Source organism: bacterium (genome assembly GCA_035371905.1).
Classification (GTDB): Bacteria; Ratteibacteria; UBA8468; order B48-G9; family JAFGKM01; genus JAMWDI01.
The window spans coordinates 1-16,407 of record DAORXQ010000031.1 but is presented as its reverse complement, the minus strand read 5'-3'; the positions used below and the strand labels follow the sequence as shown (position 1 = coordinate 16,407).

Sequence of the window (16,407 nt, the reverse complement as noted above, 5' to 3'; positions counted from 1 at the left end):
AGACCAGTTTGTTATCATTCCAGTTCCTTCTTCAACCCATCCTCTTTCTCCCTTTGATAAAATTGCAGTATCTTTCCCCCTTCTTGATTTTCCAGTAAATATAATTCCGCCTGCAATTCGTACATAATCATAACCAAGTTTATACCAGAAGTTTATTTCCTGCTTAATATATTTTTCTTTATTCTCTTCCGAATATTCAATCCATTTTTCTCCAATAATTTTTTCTGTTATATATTTTTTCATTTCATAATCCATTAAAAGTTCCACAAAATGAACTCTTTCTGCTTTCTGATTTCCAAGCAAGACATTTTTTAATTCTTCAAAATCTGGTTCTGGTTTTTCTAAAGGGACTTTTAAATTCATATCTCCCTCCTCTTTTTAATAATGAAAAAGTTCTTCTTTCCAAAAATTAAACGGAGAGGGTGGGATTTGAACCCACGTCCGCCATGTCCTTTGGCGGAAGCCGATTTCGAGTCGGCCGCTTTCATCCACTCAGCCACCTCTCCTTGGTCCAAAAATCCCTGTTCCTATTCTAATTATATTTGCTCCCTCCTCTATTGCTATTTTCCACGTATCTGTCATTCCCATTGAAAGATATTTCATTTCTACATTTGGCAGATTTAAGTTTTTCAATTTTTCAAATAAATCCTTTGTCAATTTAAAATAAGGTCTTATATCTTCTGGATTTTCAACAAAAGGTCCCATGGTCATTAATCCCTCTACCCTCACATTTTCAAATTTTGATATTTCATAAATTAATTCTTCCACCTTCTCAGGCAAAACACCTGACTTTTGTAATTCCCTGCCACTATTTATCTCAATCAAAACTGGATAAATTACTTTCTTTTTCTTTGCTTCTTTATCTATTTCTCTTATAAGTTTTAAGGAATCAACTGTTTCAATCATATCAAAAATTTCAAATGCTTTTTTAACCTTATTTGTCTGAAGATGTCCTATCATATGCCATTTTACTTTTTTTCCGATTTTTATAAATTTTTTTTCTGCTTCCTGAACATAATTTTCTCCAATGAATTTAATACCTCCTTCAATTGCTTCATCTATCTCTTCAACTGTTCTTCCTTTTGTTGCTGCAAGAAGGATTACATTTTCAGGAACTTCTTTTAAAATTTTCTGTACTCTTTCTTTTATGCTTACTTTTGAATTAACCATCTTTTTATTATACAATTTTAAAAAAGGAGGGTAAATGTTTTCAATCGGAATTGATTTCGGAACAAATTCAGTTAGAGGGATTATTTTGAATCTTAAAAATGGAGAAATTGTTTCTGAAAAAGTTGTGCCCTACCCTTCAGGAATTGATGGAGTAATTATTGATGAAAAAGACCCACATCTTGCAAGACAGAATCCGGCAGATTATCATATCTGTCTTGAAAAACTTTTAAAGGAAATTATTAAAAAAGCAAAAAAAAATAAAAGTTTTTCTGTTGATAAAATTGTTGGGATAGGAATAGATACAACAGGTTCAACTCCAATGCCTGTTGATAAAAATCTTGTTCCCCTTTCTTTTTATAAAGAATTTAAAAATAATGTTAATGCAATGGCATGGTTATGGAAAGACCATACTTCAAGCGATGAAGCAGAAGAAATAACTGAACTTTCAAAAAAAATCAGACCCCATTATTTATCAAAAATAGGAGGAGTTTATTCATCTGAATGGTTTTTTTCAAAATTACTTCACCTTGCAAGAACTGATAGAAAAGTTTTTGAATCAATGGCAACATTCATTGAAATATGCGATTATATACCTGCGGTCTTATCAGGAATAAAAAATCCAGAAGAAGTAAAAAGAGGAATATGTGCAGCAGGTCATAAAGCAATATATAATGAAGAATGGGGTGGATTACCGGACAGTGAATTTCTTGAAAAACTTGACCCTTCATTTAAAGGAATAAGAAAAAAACTTTATGAAAAGGCATATCCAAGTGGTGAAATTGCAGGTTATTTATGTAAAGAATGGAGTAAAAAAACAGGTCTTCCAGAAGGAATTCCAGTAAGTGTTTCTGAATTTGATGCTCATATGGGAGCGGTCGGAGCAGGAATAAAAGAAGGAGTTCTTGTAAAAATAATCGGTACTTCTTCCTGTGATATGATGATATATCCAAAAAATAAAGAACTAAAAGACATACCGGGAGTTTGTGGAATTGTACCCGATTCTATAGTCCCAGGATTTTACGGAATAGAAGCGGGTCAATCCGCAGTCGGTGACATTTTTTACTGGTTTGTAAAAAAATTGATTCCAAAATTTATAAAAGACCCTTATTCCTACTTCACAAAAAAAGCACAGAAGATAAAACCTGGTCAAACTGGTCTTCTTGCTCTTGACTGGCATAATGGAAACAGAACTATTCTTGTTGACCAGAAATTAACCGGTTTAATAGTTGGCTTAACTTTAAATACAAAACCAGAGGAAATTTTTAGATGTTTAATTGAAAGTACAGGTTTTGGAGCAAGAGTGATAATAGAAAGGGTCGAAAGTTTTGGAGTAAAAATAAAAGAGATAGTGGCTTCTGGTGGAATAGCAGAAAAAAATCCTTTAATTATGCAGATATATGCCGACATAATGAACAGAGAAATAAAAATATCAGCACTTCCTCAAACATGTGCAGTTGGAGCTGGGATTTTTGGAGCAATAGCAGGTGGTTATTTTAAATCAGTTGAAGAAGCACAGGAAAAAATTTGTAGATACAGCAAAAAAATTTATAGACCCATTCCGGAAAATGTAATAGTATATGAGAAACTTTATTCACTTTATAAAAAACTTCATGACGCTTTTGGAACACAGAATTATAAAGAAAGTCTGTTTAATGTAATGAAGGAATTGTTAAAAATAAAAAAGGAAACAGAATGAAGAATTTAAAAAAAAGGGTCTATGAAGCAAATTTGTTTTTATGGAAAAACAATCTTGTTTATGGAACCCAGGGAAATGTAAGTGGAATAGATGATAAACGAGAAATTATTTATATAAAACCAAGTGGTGTTCCGTATGAAAAACTTACAGAATCAAAAATTGTCGGAGTTGATATGAATGGAAAACTGATATATGGGGATTTAAAACCATCTGTTGATACACCACACCATCTTTACATTTACAGAAATTTAAAAGAAGTCAAAGGATTCTGCCATACTCATTCAAAATTCATAACTGTCTTTTCAGTTCTTGGCATTCCAATTCCTGTACTTACAACAGGTCATGCAGATATTTTTGGAAAGGATATACCTGTTTCAAAATATGTTGATAATACAGGTGATAACATAGGAAAAGAAATTTTAAGAGTATATGAAAAAACAGGCTGTCCATCAATAATTTTAAAAAATCATGGCCTTTTCTGTTTTGGAGAATCTCCGGAAAAAGCATCCTTTTATGCTCTTATGAGTGAATACTTTGCAGAAGTTTTTTATTATATTTTAATCGCTGGAAAAATATTGAATAAAAAAATTAAAAGAATTCCTGAAAAAGAAATAAAAAAATGGTTTGAAAGATACCATTCAGAAAGATATGGACAGAAAAAATAAATTTTTAATTAAAAATATCACTCTTATCAATCCAGGAGAGAAAGGGAAAGTTGTGGATGTTTATGTTGAAGGGAAAACCATAAAAAAAATTGGAAAAGATTTAAGAAAAATGGATGTTACAATAGAAGGAAGGGGCAAACTTTTAATTCCAGGATTGATTGACCTCCATATTCAAGGTGCTGGTGGAACTGATTTTCTTAACCTAAAAGATAATGAAAACGTTCAAAAAATTTCGTCTACCCTTGCTTCTTTAGGAACAACCTCTTTTCTTGCAACAACAATTTTTAAGCCCTATATCAAAAAACAGAAGCATATCGAAAGAATTGTTGAAAATACAGAAAAAGTAGATGGAGCAAAAATTCTCGGAATTCATCTTGAAGGTCCTTATATAAATGTTAAAAGAAAAGGGATGATAAAAGAAGACAAAATATGTTCTGTAAGGGAAAGGTCAATAGAAGAGATAATTGAAATATGCGGTGGAAAACTTAAAATGATGACTTTTGCACCGGAAATAGAGGGCATAAAATCAGTTGTTAAAAAATTAATCAAAAATAATGTTGTTCCTTCTATTGGACATACAGATGCAACATTTGATGAAACAGAAGAAATGATAAAGATGGGAGTAAATCATGTAACCCATTTATTTAATGCAATGAGGCCTTTCCACCATAGAGAACCTGGAGTAATTGGTGCAGTTTTGTTTGATAATAATTTTACCTATCAGATAATATGCGATGGAAAACACATACATCCAGAAGTTGTAAATTATATTTTTAAAATTAAGGGTCCTGAAAATTTCTGTATAATAACAGATGGCATAAGTGCTCTTGGATTACCTGACGGAAATTATATGTATAAAGACATAGAGTATTTTGTTAAAGAAGGAACAGGATATTATAAAGATGGGACTTTAATAGGAACCGCTTTTTCACAACTGAATTTAATGAAAAAAATAATGGAATTTACAGGCCTCCCTTTTGAAGAAATTTTGAAAACTGCAACAACAGTTCCTGCAAAGGTTATCGGAATTTCTGATAAAAAGGGAATAATTGAAAAAGGTAAGGATGCTGATATGGTTATACTTGATAAAAATCTTAATGTGGAAATAACTTTTGTGGAAGGTAAAATTGTTTACAGAAAGGAGGAAAAATATGGAAATAGTAAAATTTGAAGAATTTAAAAAAATGGATTTAAGGGTTGGAAAAATTATTGAAGTTGAAGATGTGGAAGGAGCAGATAGAATTTATTTACTAACAGTTGATATCGGAGATGAAAAAAGGAAATTGGTTGCTGGTATAAAACCATGGTACACAAAGGAAGAATTGATAAACAAAAAAATAGTTGTTATTGTCAATCTTGAACCAAAAATAATCAGGGGAATTGAGAGTAAAGGTATGCTTCTTGCAACAATGTTTGATAATAAACTTTCAATTCTGACAACAGATAAAGAGGATGTTCCACCAGGAAGTAAAATTACTTAACATTTTTAAAGATGTAAGCAGAAATAAAAAGGAAAATAAACATTATAGAAACAGGAACCCAGACAGGAGCAATCCAGGGAGAGGGAATTAAAAAGAGGCAATCTATTGTTTTTAAAGAAGAAGGCCAGTTAATCAAAATTTTAAGTGTAATATAATAAAATAAATCCCAGATGGCAAAAATCCACAAAAATGCTGCAAATTTTCTGATAAATTTTTTTTCATTGAAAATTGAAATACATAGTATTATAATGATTGGTGTAATTTCTCTTGTTTTTTCAATAAAAAGCAAACTGTATTTATTATGGGTTACAAAAAGCGGTTTTACAAGTTGATTTATTGTAATTTTTGTTAAATCAGGTGATATATTCAAAAGAATTTCTCTTATATATACTACAACAACTCCTTCCCACCATCCAAGAGCAAGTCCAACTATTGTATACAAAAGAATTCTCATTTATTTATATCTGCCCATATTTTACCAACAAGTTCAAGATAATATTTAAAATTTTCAAGTGGTACATCAGGTGGAACTGCATGGTCAACAAAGGGTAAATATCCTCCTTCTTTCAAAAGAAATGGTACTTTTTTCATTACTTCTTCCTCTACTTCTTTCTTTGTATTTCTCAATGCTCTTTTATCTATATTTCCCATCAAAATCAATTTTTTTCCATATTTTTTTCTGTATTCAACTGCATCAGTATTTGCTGCAACTTCAAGTGGATAAAGCATATTTACACCACCCTCAAGCCACAAAGGAACTATTACATCGTTATTTCCGTCTGAATCAACCATAATTACATCTACACCATGACTTCTTAAAAATGAACAAACCTTTTTATAAGCAGGAAGGCAGAATTCTTCAAATGTTTTTGGTGAAAGTAAAGGTCCCTGTTTCATTCCAAGGTCCTCCCATATATTTGCAAAATCAATTTTTACTTCACTCACAACTTTTTCCAGCACTCTTATAACAAAATCAGCAATATAATTTATTATTTCTTTAACGAGTGAAGGGTTATCATAAAACATAACTGATAAATTTTCAACACCCATCCAGTTCCTTACCCATCCATAAAATGAACCTGCTCCTACTCCAAGAGGATAATCTCTGTTTTTTACACATCTTTTCCAGTCATCATAATATTGTGGATATCTTAAAGGAGAATCTGGATTTAATCTTTTTTTAACATTCTCCCAAGTTGCCTCATCTTTAATACAGAATTCAATCCACTGACTCATTCCTATTTCTCTATTTTTCCATCTTTTCCATTTATTGCCAAGGTCATCTATATAAGTGGCGGTTTCCTTATCTTCTTCTATAACTTTTACTTCTGGAGCAGGAATAAAACCCATATTAATAGGCACATGTTCCACTCTATCAAAACCAAAATAAGTATTGAAATGAACATCCGGTGGCATACCTTCTTTTTGCCATCTTTTAACTGTATCTCCAAAAACCCATTGAGGCCACATAAATGGTTTATCTGGCTTTCCAAAATAAACTGTCTCTTTAAATCTTTCTAAATAAGTCATTTTTTTCCTCCTCTTTTTTTAAATATTTAAAAACATCTGGTAATTTTTCTATTATATCAGATGCAATTAAAGAAATTTCTCCTTTTTCTCTTTTTGCCATATCTCCTGCAAGTCCATGAATAAAAACACCATATTTTGCAGAAATAAATTTTTCTTCCCCTGATGCCAGAAGTCCTCCTATAATTCCAGCAAGAACATCACCACTTCCTGCTGTTGCCATCCCTGGATTTCCGGTTAAATTTATATATGTATTTTCACCATCTGTAACCACGGTTCTATATCCTTTCAGAATTAAAATAACATTATACTCTTTTGCAAAATTTTCTGCTATTTCCACTCTATTTCTCTGTATCTGTTCTACTTTCAATCCTGTAAGATAACTCATTTCTCCGGGATGCGGTGTTAAAATAGGTTTATCTCTTAAATTTTTTAAAATTCCAAGATTTTCTGAAATAATTTTTAAAGCATCAGCATCTATTATTAATGGTTTTTTAATATCTGGAATTATCTTTTTACCAAATTTTTTTGTTTCCGGATGTAATGATATTCCGGGACCTATTAAAACACAATCTGCTTTTTTTTCTATAAACTCAATTGCCTTTTCATATGCATTTTCAGAAAAAAAATGGTCTTCTGTTTCAGGTAATGGCAAACTCATAACTTCTGTAAGTTTAATTTCTATAATTTGATTAAGTCCTTCAGGTATTCCTATTGTTACAAGTCCGCATCCACTTCTTAAAGCACTTATTCCAGCAAGACAGACAGCACCTGTTAAACCAGGACTCCCACCAATAATAAAAAGATGTCCATAATCCCCTTTATGTGCATCTTTTTTTCTACTTTCCAGAAATTTAATCTTTTCTTTCATAAACCAAACAGATAGCAACAGCAATATTTTTTGTGTGGGAAATAGATATTTCTATTCTTTTATCTTTTAATACTTCCTTCAATTTTTCATCTTTAATCTCTATATATGGCTTCCCAGAAGGACTATTTTTAATCTCTATTTTTTTAAAGTTTTCATTAACTCCAATACATTTAAAAAATGCTTTTTTGGCAGCAACTTTACCAATCAAAGATATTAAACTTTTATTATTGCTTTCTTTTTCGGATAAAAAAGAAAAAACTCTGGCAGGTTCTTTATATTCATCAAGGGACTCTAAATCTATTGAAAAGTTTAACATTTTATTGCTGAACTGTTCTTACATTAACTACTTTTTTATCACCTCTTTGTGTATATTCAACAATTCCATCAACCAAACTATATATTGTAAAGTCCCTTCCAATAGAACATCCAACGCCAGGAAGAATTCTACTGCCTTTTTGTCTCACAATAATATTACCTGCCTTAACAATCTGTCCATCAAAAACTTTTGTTCCTCTAAATTTTGGATTTGAATCTCTACCGTTTCCCTGTCTTTTTCTTCCCATAGTAAAAAATTATAACACTTTTTATATTTAGAGTCAATTTTTATTCATACTTTTTCAATAAAACAAAAGATTCAAGATGGGATGTGTGAGGGAAAAAATCAAATAGAAGTATTTTTTCTATAGAGTAACCTCCTTCTTTAAACTCTTTTAAATCTCTTGATAAAGTTGAAGGATTACAGGAAATGTAAATAATATTGGGTATTTTTTTCTTTAATATTTTTTTTATACTTTTTGAACTCAATCCACCTCTTGGTGGGTCAAGTATTAAATAGTTAAAAAATTCGTGTAATTCTCTATTTAAAAATTTTTCTGCTCTTTCAGCATAAAAATTACAGTTTTTTATCTGGTTTATCTTACAATTTTCAACAGCAGTATTAATATTTGAAATATCCCAATCAACTCCTATTACTTCCTCTGCTTTTTTAGAAACAGTTATTTCAATTGGTCCTGTTCCACAGTATAAACCAAGGACTTTACTCTTTTCATCAATATTTTCAAGAATTTTTTTATATAAAATTTCTGCACATTTTGTATTCGGTTGAAAAAATGTCTCAGGATAAATTCTAAAAGTTAAATTATTTATCTTTTCTTCAATGAATTTTTCTCCATATAGAATATGTTTTTTCTCATAATTAACAACATCTGATATCTGGTCATTTTCTACCCAGTAAATACTTTTTATTTTTTCAATTTCCTTCAACAGTAAACCAATCAGTTTAGAAAAATCAATATCAACTCCACTTTTTGTCACAAAAATAAGCATTATCCCATCTTTATTTTTGCTTTCCTTAATAACAAGATGCCTCAAAATACCTGTCTTTTTAAAAGGGTCATAAGAAGAGATATTCAATGAAGAAAAAAAATCACAAACAATTGGGAAAATTTTTTCTACCTTTTTACTGAAAATAAAACATCTTCTCAAAGGAATAACTCTTTTACTATATTTTTTATAAGGTAAACTTCTTTCTCTCAATCCAAGAATCAGTTTTCCATCTTCACTACCAAATGCAAACTCCATCTTATTTCTGTAAAAATAAATTTCAGGTGATGGTATAATTTCTTTCAAATTAATCTCCTCAATTTCTCCTAATTTTTTTAAACATGAAATCAGATATTCTTTTTTTATCTCAAGTTGTTTTTCATAACGAACATTCTGAAAAACACATCCACCACAATCTCCAAAATGTTCGCATTCAGGTTTAACTCTATACTCTGAGGACTTTTCAATTTCAACGATCTCTCCGAAAGAGTAATTCTTTTTTGACTTTGAAATCCTAACTCTTACCCTGTCTCCAGTAACTCCACCAGGAACAAATACAACAAAATTTTCATACCTTCCAACTCCCCAGTTATTTGGAAGGGCAATATCATAAATATCAACCGTTAATTCTTCATAAATAAATTCATCAAGATATTTTTTTAATTTTTTTACAGGTAAACCAACAACATTATCAAAATCACCTTTAACATATTCAACAAATCTATCCCCAATGTTCTGAATTCCATAAGCACCCGCTTTATCCCAAAAATCCTCTGTCTTTAAATATTCCTCAATTTCTTCATCCTTAATATCTTTAAACTTTACATAACTTAATTCATAATCAGTAATCAATTTATTTTCATCCTTTTTATATATCGCAAACCCTGTAATTACTGAATGTTCTGTACCGGATAATTTTTTAAGAATCCCCTTTGCCTCATCATAACTTGACGGTTTACCTATAATTTCATTATTTAAAAAAACAACAGTATCAGCACCTATGACAACTGCATCGGAATATTTTTCTCCAACAATTTTTGCCTTTTCAATTGCACATTTAATTGCATATTTAACAGGGTCTTTTTCTTTTATTTCACTCTCATCAAAATTACTGTCAACAACTTTAAATTCTTCACAAATTTTCTTCAATAACTCTTTTCTTCTTTCTGATTTTGATGCAAGTATAATTTTCATAAAAGTTTCTCCTGTCCTACAATCTTATTCCATCTTAAATAATCGTAATAATCCCATCCTGAAAAACTGTCTTCTTTATTTCCCTGTGCAAGTTCTTCTATTCCACATTCAGCAGTTTTACATTTTAAGCAATTTCCGTAACAATTAAATGGATAAAACTTTTTTCCTTTTCTGAAATAAACAGGTATATCAATTCCTTCACAATTTTTACTTGTCATAAATTCCCTATTAAAACCTATTATTTTACCATCTTTTTTCTCAAATTCCATACATAAAGCAAAAGAAATGTTATATTTGTCACAAACTTCTTTTAAAAAAGTAAAAATTTCTCTTCTATATCTAATATCAGCATGAAACCAGTTCCCTATTCTCTCATTATATAAAATTTCTATTTTTCTCTTTATATCCTCTCCAAAAAATTTTTTTATATATATCAACACATCATCCTTTATTGCCTGTGGAATATCCATAATACTTGAAACAATATGTTTTGCTCCACTGTCAACTGCTTTTTTAATAAGTATTTTAAGTTTTTCCCTATCATCGGTAATAAATGGAATAATAGGGTCAGTTCTACACACACAGAATATATTATTTTTTGCAAGTTCCTCAATATTTTTAAATAATAATTCTGTCTCTGCTCCTCTTCTCATCAGTTTCTTCCTTAAATCTTCATCTACAGTTAAAATTGAAATCTGACCAAAAGAATGCTTCTTTTGTTTTATCATTTCAACTACACTTTCTGGAATAACTGATTTCGTAATGAATTCAACAGGTATATTATTCTCAACAAAAAATTCTATTGTTTTTTCTGATAATTTGTATATTTTTTCTACTGACTGAAATGGTTCTGAAACAGGAGAAAGATAACCACAGAAAGCAATATTCAATTTTTCAATCTGTCTTTTTAAATTCTCAACAAAATTCTCATATACAAAGATTACTCTCTCCTTCCTTGCTTTTTGAAAATTACCCGGATAACTTAAAGCATAACAGAAAAAACAACCAACTTCACAACCTATATATGGATTTAAAAGTATTCTTTCAGATGTACATTCCCTCTTTCCAGGATACCAGTTATGTATTTTCTTCCCTGATTTTACTTTTATTATTTTCACTGGTAAACTGATAAAATAAAAAGTTAGATTATAATATTTATTATAACCTTTTTTCCCTCATATCTATTTCAATTACTTTTTTCTTCCCTTTTTCAACGCTGAATTCAATTTTTTGTCTGTATAAATGTTTTTGGAATTTGTAAGTTGCTACATAAAGTGAATTTTCTCTGTAAATTTCAATTTCTCCTGTATATCTTCCTTCTTTCAGTGTATTAATAACAAAAACTTTTTTTCCGTCTTTCTCATCAAAAAATTCATATATTCCACTCATTCTATATCCATAATAATCTATAAGTGGTATTCTTCCATCCTCTGTTTTCAATTTCAATCCAATAGTTAAAATACCATTAAAAGGAGGTTCAGGTTCTTTTAGAATAAACTCAACCATACAACCAGGCCCAAGTTTTATATTTTTTTCAGAAATTCCATTTTCTTTAACCACTACTTTTTCTTTTCTTGAACAGACATATCCCGGTGCACTTGCAAATACATAATATATTCCGGGTTTCAAATTTTCAAAAATTATCTCTCCATTTTTAAATGAATAAGGATTTTTCATAGAAAACCAGGAATAATCATCGTATTTTACTTCCGGATAACCTAAATGAAGATAGAAATTTTCAGAGGTAAAAAGACACACACTTGCTTTTTCAATTATCTTACCTGTTTCTTTATCAAATAGTTCAACTTTAAGTTTACCTGGTTGATTTATTTCAAGAATTATATTTTTCAATGATAAAGGATTTTTTACTCTTAACAGTTTTGAAGCAACTCTATCTTTTGAATTAATATCTCCTGCAACAATAACATACATTCCATCTTCAACATTTTCAAGTTTAAAATTCCCATTTTTATCAGTTTTTGCTTTCTGTTTCGGCTGCCATATCCATTCATATTCATAAGTATCAAAACCATTTTTTCCCCATAACCTGTAACTTCTTATTTTTTTATATGCACTGATTATTATGTCTGAAACAGGCTTTTTTGTTTTAAAATCAATAACCTTCCCTTCAATTGTACTCTCAGGAAAAACAAAATTTATCTCATTCTCTTCATTTTTTATTTTTATATCCTTTTCAATTAAAAGTTTATTAGGGTCTAACCAATCTCCTTTCATCACTTCTATTTTATATTCTCCTTTTTCAAGTCCAATTATCTCATATTCTCCGTTTTTATCTGTGGTAGATTTTGCAATAGAAGTTCTCTTTTTAATATCAATTATACTTACCTCCACCTCTTCAAGAGGTTTTCCTCTATGAATAACCCTTCCTTTAATTTTTGCTCCTTTTTCAAGACCAAAATCAACTTTTTTATTTTCTCCTGGATTTAAATAAACTTCTTTATAATTCACTCCATTTAAAGAACTTACTCTTATTGTATAATATCCCGATGATAAATTCTGGAAGGAATAAAAACCATTTTCATCAGTTTTAACATAACCAAAAAAAGCACTATCTCCATCTATTTTTTGTTCCAGATAAATTTCAACACCTGAAATAGGACTTTTATTTTTATCATAAACTATTCCTTCAATTTTTCCTGAAGGGTCAATCGGAAATTCAATAGTTTTTGTTTTTTCAGTTATTGGAATTTCAGGATAAAATGCTTTTCCATATTCAGGATGTTTGATTATAAAATATCCCCTTGTATTTCTAATATCTGAAATTGTAAATTTTCCCTTTTCATCTGTTCTGGTTTTTCTTACCACACCCAATTCTTCATAATCATAATAATCATTTATCCAGGAAAAAAAGCCAATGTTTCTACCCAGAGTATCAATCATAATCACTTCAGCATCTGAAACAGGAGTTTTTTTGACTGAATTGTAAACATATCCCTCTATTCTTAAAAAAGATGGCTTTAATTCAAATATTTCATATTCTTTTTCCTGAACCCTTTTTGCTTTAACTTTTTCAATATAAAATGGAGCAAAACCTTCACTTTCAATAATTACTTTATAAACAGCATCAGGCGTAAGATTTGAAATTTCAAAAGTTCCATCTTCACTTTCAAAATTCACACCTTTTATAAAATCACAACTGAATCCACCAGTTAAATCAGTTATTTTTTTTAAAACTGGAAAATTAAGTTTTACTTTGAATTTTTTAACAGGATTTTTTGTTTTTTCATCAATAATTTTACCCCTGATACATCCTAATACCTTTAAAACAATTTTATAATCATCCCTATCAACTCCAAGAAATTTCTTATCAATCATTGCATATCCTTCAGCATATACAGAGATAAATACCCCTTCTGAAGGTAAATCTTCCAGTTTAAAATATCCTTTTTCATCTGTTATACAGGATGATTCAAGATATCTGTAAATTTGTTCACATCCAGCAGAAATAAACCTACATAGAGCCATTGTAGAAATTTGAGCGCCTTTTACCGGTTTACCATTCTCATCAATTATATAACCGGAGACAGAATGTCCTGGTTCAAGTTCTACATTTAAAAAAGGAATGCTCTCTTCTTTTCCAGGAGTAATTTCAAAAAACTTTGGGGAAAAACCTTTACATTGAACAGCAACTATACTTTTTTCATGTGGTAAATTTTTAAGGTGAAAAAAGCCATTTTCATCTGTCCTTACAGATTTATAATTAATCCAGAATACACCTGGACCATAAGCAACTAAAGCATTTTTTATACCACTTCCATTCCTGTCCACAACCCTTCCTTTAATTTCATAATCATCTGAAAACAATATAATTCCTTTTAAAATTAATATCAGAAAGACAATTCTGAGCAATTTTCTAACCATTTTTCTCCTCCTATTTTAAATTTCACTATTTAGCAAAAACTCCTGTTCCTTTGATACCATCATTAATTAAAAGACCTTTTGGAAACTTAAGTGTAAATAATGAATCTTTTACTTCCGAATTCGGTATAAATTTCTTAATAATTTTGTGGTCCCTCTGACATATCTGTCCTTTCCCGTCATAAAACCTTCTTTCAATTTCAACTGGATACCATATATCTTGCCCAAATTTTTGAAATTTTTTAACCTCACGTTCATACATTAATTGATTATTGGTTTCTTTGTCAATAGCAACAACTTTTTCAATTAAATATCCACAATCTATATCTAGATAAACTTTATAAATTTCAAACTCTCTTTCAATTTCTATTTCATAACACCTATCCCCATCTATAATTTTTTCTCCTATTATTTTTTTACTAATATACTATCTTTAACCAGTATAGAAAATAAGTTTATCATACTGTAACCAGAAGTATTTATTTTTACATCATCTACCACATATAAATTACGAACAATTTTGGAAATAAAAGTATAAGGAGAAATCTTAATCTCTTTCTCTGATACGTTTTCTTCTTCCACTCTCATTGGAAACCAAATATCTTTTGATATTTCTTTATATTCTAAAAATTTCCTAATTGTGTAATCTTTTGATGAAATTTTTTCTTTAATTAATCTTGGCATAAATCCTATTTTAGGGTCTATCCATATCTCATAACTTTTCCCTTCAAATGGAGGACTACAATCACCTTCAATTATATAACATAAATATCCATCTAACTTTTTAGTATCTGGTAAAAGTTTTACTTTATCTTCTTTCAAACGTTTTAGTAATGGTAATCCAAAAACTATAATTTTTGTACCTATGTCAGGAGTTTTAAACATTTTATATTTCATTACAATGTTGTCATCTGTGGTAATAATACCTTCTAATCCAGGAGGAGAAATTATTTCATTATTCTCAGGGTTCATAGAATATCCCAGAATTTTTATAATCCCTGTACTCTTATCATGAAGTTTTTTTGTCGTGAAAATTTTATTTATCTTATATTCTGGTTTAAATCTGCTTATCTCTTCTTCATATTCTAAATTTCCTTTTCTTGCTAAAACAACTGTATGATTTTCTAAAGTATTAGTTAAATTTTCCTGAAAAGAGTTAAGTTGAGTATAAATTTTTGTCTTTATGTATATTGATTTTACCAAAGAAGATTGATATTCATAATTTTTGATAATAGATTCTAACTTTATAATTTCTTCTGAGTTTAAACCAGTAATTTTAAAAAATCTTCCTGTTAACTCGTCTCTTACCTCTGTTCCAGGAGGAAATTCCAGTTTTATCTCTTCTTCTGATATTCGTTTCCCTGCAGAAATTTCAATAACATTATAAATATTAATACTTTTTTCATTAAGTACTTTTTTAACAAAATCTGGTGAAAATCCTTTAGATTTGTAAAAATTTTCTAATTCAGGTGTTGTTTCAGCAGGAAAAATTTCTACAATTACTTTCATAGGAAACCAGAAACCTTTTACAATTTCTTTGTAATTTTCAAACTGTATTTTATGGTCCAGAATAGAGTTCTTTCTAAAAACTTCAATTAAAACAGGACAGAATTCAATATCTTTTCCAAGCCATATATTTGAACAAATGTTGCTTTTTCTATCAATTATTTTAAACAAATAACAAGTATAACCATCTATAATCTTTTTTTCTTCTGTATCTATTGCCTCATTCAGTGCTTCATAAAGAGGAGTAAAAGGATTTTTTTCTGTTAAAACTGGAAAATTGGTGGTTTCCATTTTAATCGTGTTGAATATACTTTCTGTCTCCTGAGAAATCCTTCCTGCTTTATATCCAGTTTTTGTTATTGAATAAGAATGATTTATTTTTGTACTCCTCTCATGTTTCAGTTTTCTAATAAAATTAATTTCATCTTTAATCAGGTCTTGCTCTTCAATAAAAAAGTAATCAGGAGTCCTTATGTATAAACAATTTTTTCTATGTGGAGATTCTTTTCCATCAATTAAAATTGAGACAGAATATTTTACTTTTAATGAAGGATAACTTAATTTTTCTTGATTTTTCAAAGACTCTTTTATGAAATCTATATTCCGAATTTCATCTGAAAACAAAATAATTTTCTCTAAAATTAATATTAGAAAAATAATTTTAAAAAAATTTCTACACATTTTCCCCTTTTTTATTTCCTTATTGTCTTTGTTGGAATAAAAAATAACCTCCTTCTCATTTTACCTTATAAATCACTTTTCCATCTATAACTTCTTCGCTTACTATTCCTTCTCCTAATCCCACTTCTCTCATCCTCTTCTGTATAATTTCAAGAGGGACTTCTTTTCCTTTTTTAATATATTCATTCACAAATTCTATCATCAAATCTGCATATTTCTCAAAGGGAGTATTTTTATATTCAGAAGATATCTTTTTATAAATTTCAATTGATTTATCATATTCCTTATTTTCTAAATAACAACTTGCAATTTTTGTTAGAACCAATGAATTTTTAACTCTCCAATCATCTGGATAATACTTTATCATTTTTTCGTATTCATTTATCGCTTTTTCATAATCTTTTATAATAATGT

General features: G+C 29.3%; 17 protein-coding genes and 1 tRNA gene. 4 read left to right on the top strand and 14 right to left on the bottom strand.

The features are described 5' to 3' along the window. The 3 genes from PKV21_04885 to PKV21_04875 form a co-directional block, all read right to left on the bottom strand. The coding region (locus PKV21_04885; GenBank protein ID HOM26824.1) for a hypothetical protein at window positions 1-363 on the bottom strand (363 nt) is incomplete at its 3' end. A 51-nt stretch (window positions 364-414) separates the two neighbouring features. Next, window positions 415-506 (bottom strand) — tRNA-Ser (locus tag PKV21_04880). Then, the gene (locus PKV21_04875) at window positions 493-1,170 is read right to left on the bottom strand and encodes a YggS family pyridoxal phosphate-dependent enzyme (GenBank protein HOM26823.1); all 678 of its coding nucleotides are present in this window, start codon (window positions 1,168-1,170) and stop codon (window positions 493-495) included. The genes PKV21_04880 and PKV21_04875 overlap by 14 nt, the downstream gene beginning before the upstream one ends. Before the next feature lie 34 nt (window positions 1,171-1,204). On the opposite strand from PKV21_04875, the gene PKV21_04870 reads away from it, so the two are divergent. The 4 genes from PKV21_04870 to PKV21_04855 are packed head-to-tail and all read left to right on the top strand — an operon-like array spanning window position 1,205 to window position 5,012. Next, the gene (locus PKV21_04870) at window positions 1,205-2,866 is read left to right on the top strand and encodes a ribulokinase (GenBank protein ID HOM26822.1); all 1,662 of its coding nucleotides are present in this window, start codon (window positions 1,205-1,207) and stop codon (window positions 2,864-2,866) included. Next, window positions 2,863-3,531: a class II aldolase/adducin family protein gene (locus tag PKV21_04865; protein ID HOM26821.1), complete on the top strand. Its 669-nt coding sequence runs from the start codon at window positions 2,863-2,865 to the stop codon at window positions 3,529-3,531. The genes PKV21_04870 and PKV21_04865 overlap by 4 nt, the downstream gene beginning before the upstream one ends. After that, window positions 3,515-4,702 (top strand): N-acetylglucosamine-6-phosphate deacetylase, encoded by a 1,188-nt coding sequence (gene nagA / locus PKV21_04860; protein HOM26820.1) that lies wholly within the window; start codon window positions 3,515-3,517, stop codon window positions 4,700-4,702. The genes PKV21_04865 and nagA overlap by 17 nt, the downstream gene beginning before the upstream one ends. Continuing rightward, complete coding sequence (locus PKV21_04855) at window positions 4,683-5,012, top strand: hypothetical protein (GenBank protein ID HOM26819.1); 330 nt, start codon at window positions 4,683-4,685, stop codon at window positions 5,010-5,012. The genes nagA and PKV21_04855 overlap by 20 nt, the downstream gene beginning before the upstream one ends. On the opposite strand, the gene PKV21_04850 is transcribed toward PKV21_04855, so the two are convergent. From PKV21_04850 to PKV21_04800, 11 genes are all read right to left on the bottom strand, one after another. After that, entirely contained in the window at window positions 5,005-5,466 is a 462-nt protein-coding gene (locus PKV21_04850; GenBank protein ID HOM26818.1) for a hypothetical protein, read from the bottom strand. The two genes, PKV21_04855 and PKV21_04850, sit on opposite strands and share 8 nt — an antisense overlap. Then, window positions 5,463-6,542 (bottom strand): uroporphyrinogen decarboxylase family protein, encoded by a 1,080-nt coding sequence (locus tag PKV21_04845; protein HOM26817.1) that lies wholly within the window; start codon window positions 6,540-6,542, stop codon window positions 5,463-5,465. The genes PKV21_04850 and PKV21_04845 overlap by 4 nt, the downstream gene beginning before the upstream one ends. Then, window positions 6,520-7,410: an NAD(P)H-hydrate dehydratase gene (locus PKV21_04840; protein ID HOM26816.1), complete on the bottom strand. Its 891-nt coding sequence runs from the start codon at window positions 7,408-7,410 to the stop codon at window positions 6,520-6,522. The genes PKV21_04845 and PKV21_04840 overlap by 23 nt, the downstream gene beginning before the upstream one ends. Next, window positions 7,394-7,726: a 4'-phosphopantetheinyl transferase superfamily protein gene (locus PKV21_04835; GenBank protein HOM26815.1), complete on the bottom strand. Its 333-nt coding sequence runs from the start codon at window positions 7,724-7,726 to the stop codon at window positions 7,394-7,396. The genes PKV21_04840 and PKV21_04835 overlap by 17 nt, the downstream gene beginning before the upstream one ends. A 1-nt stretch (window position 7,727) precedes the next feature. Then, the gene (locus tag PKV21_04830) at window positions 7,728-7,973 is read right to left on the bottom strand and encodes a 50S ribosomal protein L27 (protein ID HOM26814.1); all 246 of its coding nucleotides are present in this window, start codon (window positions 7,971-7,973) and stop codon (window positions 7,728-7,730) included. Window positions 7,974-8,013: 40 nt separating this feature from the next. Beyond that, the gene (rlmD, locus tag PKV21_04825; protein HOM26813.1) at window positions 8,014-9,927 is read right to left on the bottom strand and encodes a 23S rRNA (uracil(1939)-C(5))-methyltransferase RlmD; all 1,914 of its coding nucleotides are present in this window, start codon (window positions 9,925-9,927) and stop codon (window positions 8,014-8,016) included. Next, window positions 9,924-11,045, bottom strand: a complete 1,122-nt coding sequence (locus PKV21_04820; GenBank protein HOM26812.1) for a hypothetical protein — start codon at window positions 11,043-11,045, stop codon at window positions 9,924-9,926. Before PKV21_04820 ends, rlmD begins: the two co-directional genes overlap by 4 nt. Before the next feature lie 40 nt (window positions 11,046-11,085). Then, complete coding sequence (locus PKV21_04815; protein HOM26811.1) at window positions 11,086-13,809, bottom strand: carboxypeptidase regulatory-like domain-containing protein; 2,724 nt, start codon at window positions 13,807-13,809, stop codon at window positions 11,086-11,088. A gap of 25 nt (window positions 13,810-13,834) precedes the next feature. Further along, window positions 13,835-14,068, bottom strand: coding sequence for a hypothetical protein (locus tag PKV21_04810; GenBank protein HOM26810.1), 234 nt, complete (start codon window positions 14,066-14,068; stop codon window positions 13,835-13,837). Between the two features lie 146 nt (window positions 14,069-14,214). Further along, window positions 14,215-15,891, bottom strand: coding sequence for a hypothetical protein (locus tag PKV21_04805; GenBank protein HOM26809.1), 1,677 nt, complete (start codon window positions 15,889-15,891; stop codon window positions 14,215-14,217). 157 nt (window positions 15,892-16,048) lie between these two features. Then, window positions 16,049-16,407, bottom strand: a 359-nt coding sequence (locus PKV21_04800) for a tetratricopeptide repeat protein (protein ID HOM26808.1), incomplete at its 5' end; no start/stop codon positions are given.

Coding starts and splice junctions, on each gene's coding strand:
- PKV21_04875 (HOM26823.1), bottom strand. CDS start 1,170: ATGGTTAATTCAAAAGTAAGCATAAAAGAAAGAGTACAGAAAATTTTA.
- PKV21_04870 (HOM26822.1), top strand. CDS start 1,205: ATGTTTTCAATCGGAATTGATTTCGGAACAAATTCAGTTAGAGGGATT.
- PKV21_04865 (HOM26821.1), top strand. CDS start 2,863: ATGAAGAATTTAAAAAAAAGGGTCTATGAAGCAAATTTGTTTTTATGG.
- nagA (HOM26820.1), top strand. CDS start 3,515: ATGGACAGAAAAAATAAATTTTTAATTAAAAATATCACTCTTATCAAT.
- PKV21_04855 (HOM26819.1), top strand. CDS start 4,683: ATGGAAATAGTAAAATTTGAAGAATTTAAAAAAATGGATTTAAGGGTT.
- PKV21_04850 (HOM26818.1), bottom strand. CDS start 5,466: ATGAGAATTCTTTTGTATACAATAGTTGGACTTGCTCTTGGATGGTGG.
- PKV21_04845 (HOM26817.1), bottom strand. CDS start 6,542: ATGACTTATTTAGAAAGATTTAAAGAGACAGTTTATTTTGGAAAGCCA.
- PKV21_04840 (HOM26816.1), bottom strand. CDS start 7,410: ATGAAAGAAAAGATTAAATTTCTGGAAAGTAGAAAAAAAGATGCACAT.
- PKV21_04835 (HOM26815.1), bottom strand. CDS start 7,726: ATGTTAAACTTTTCAATAGATTTAGAGTCCCTTGATGAATATAAAGAA.
- PKV21_04830 (HOM26814.1), bottom strand. CDS start 7,973: ATGGGAAGAAAAAGACAGGGAAACGGTAGAGATTCAAATCCAAAATTT.
- rlmD (HOM26813.1), bottom strand. CDS start 9,927: ATGAAAATTATACTTGCATCAAAATCAGAAAGAAGAAAAGAGTTATTG.
- PKV21_04815 (HOM26811.1), bottom strand. CDS start 13,809: ATGGTTAGAAAATTGCTCAGAATTGTCTTTCTGATATTAATTTTAAAA.
- PKV21_04810 (HOM26810.1), bottom strand. CDS start 14,068: ATGTATGAACGTGAGGTTAAAAAATTTCAAAAATTTGGGCAAGATATA.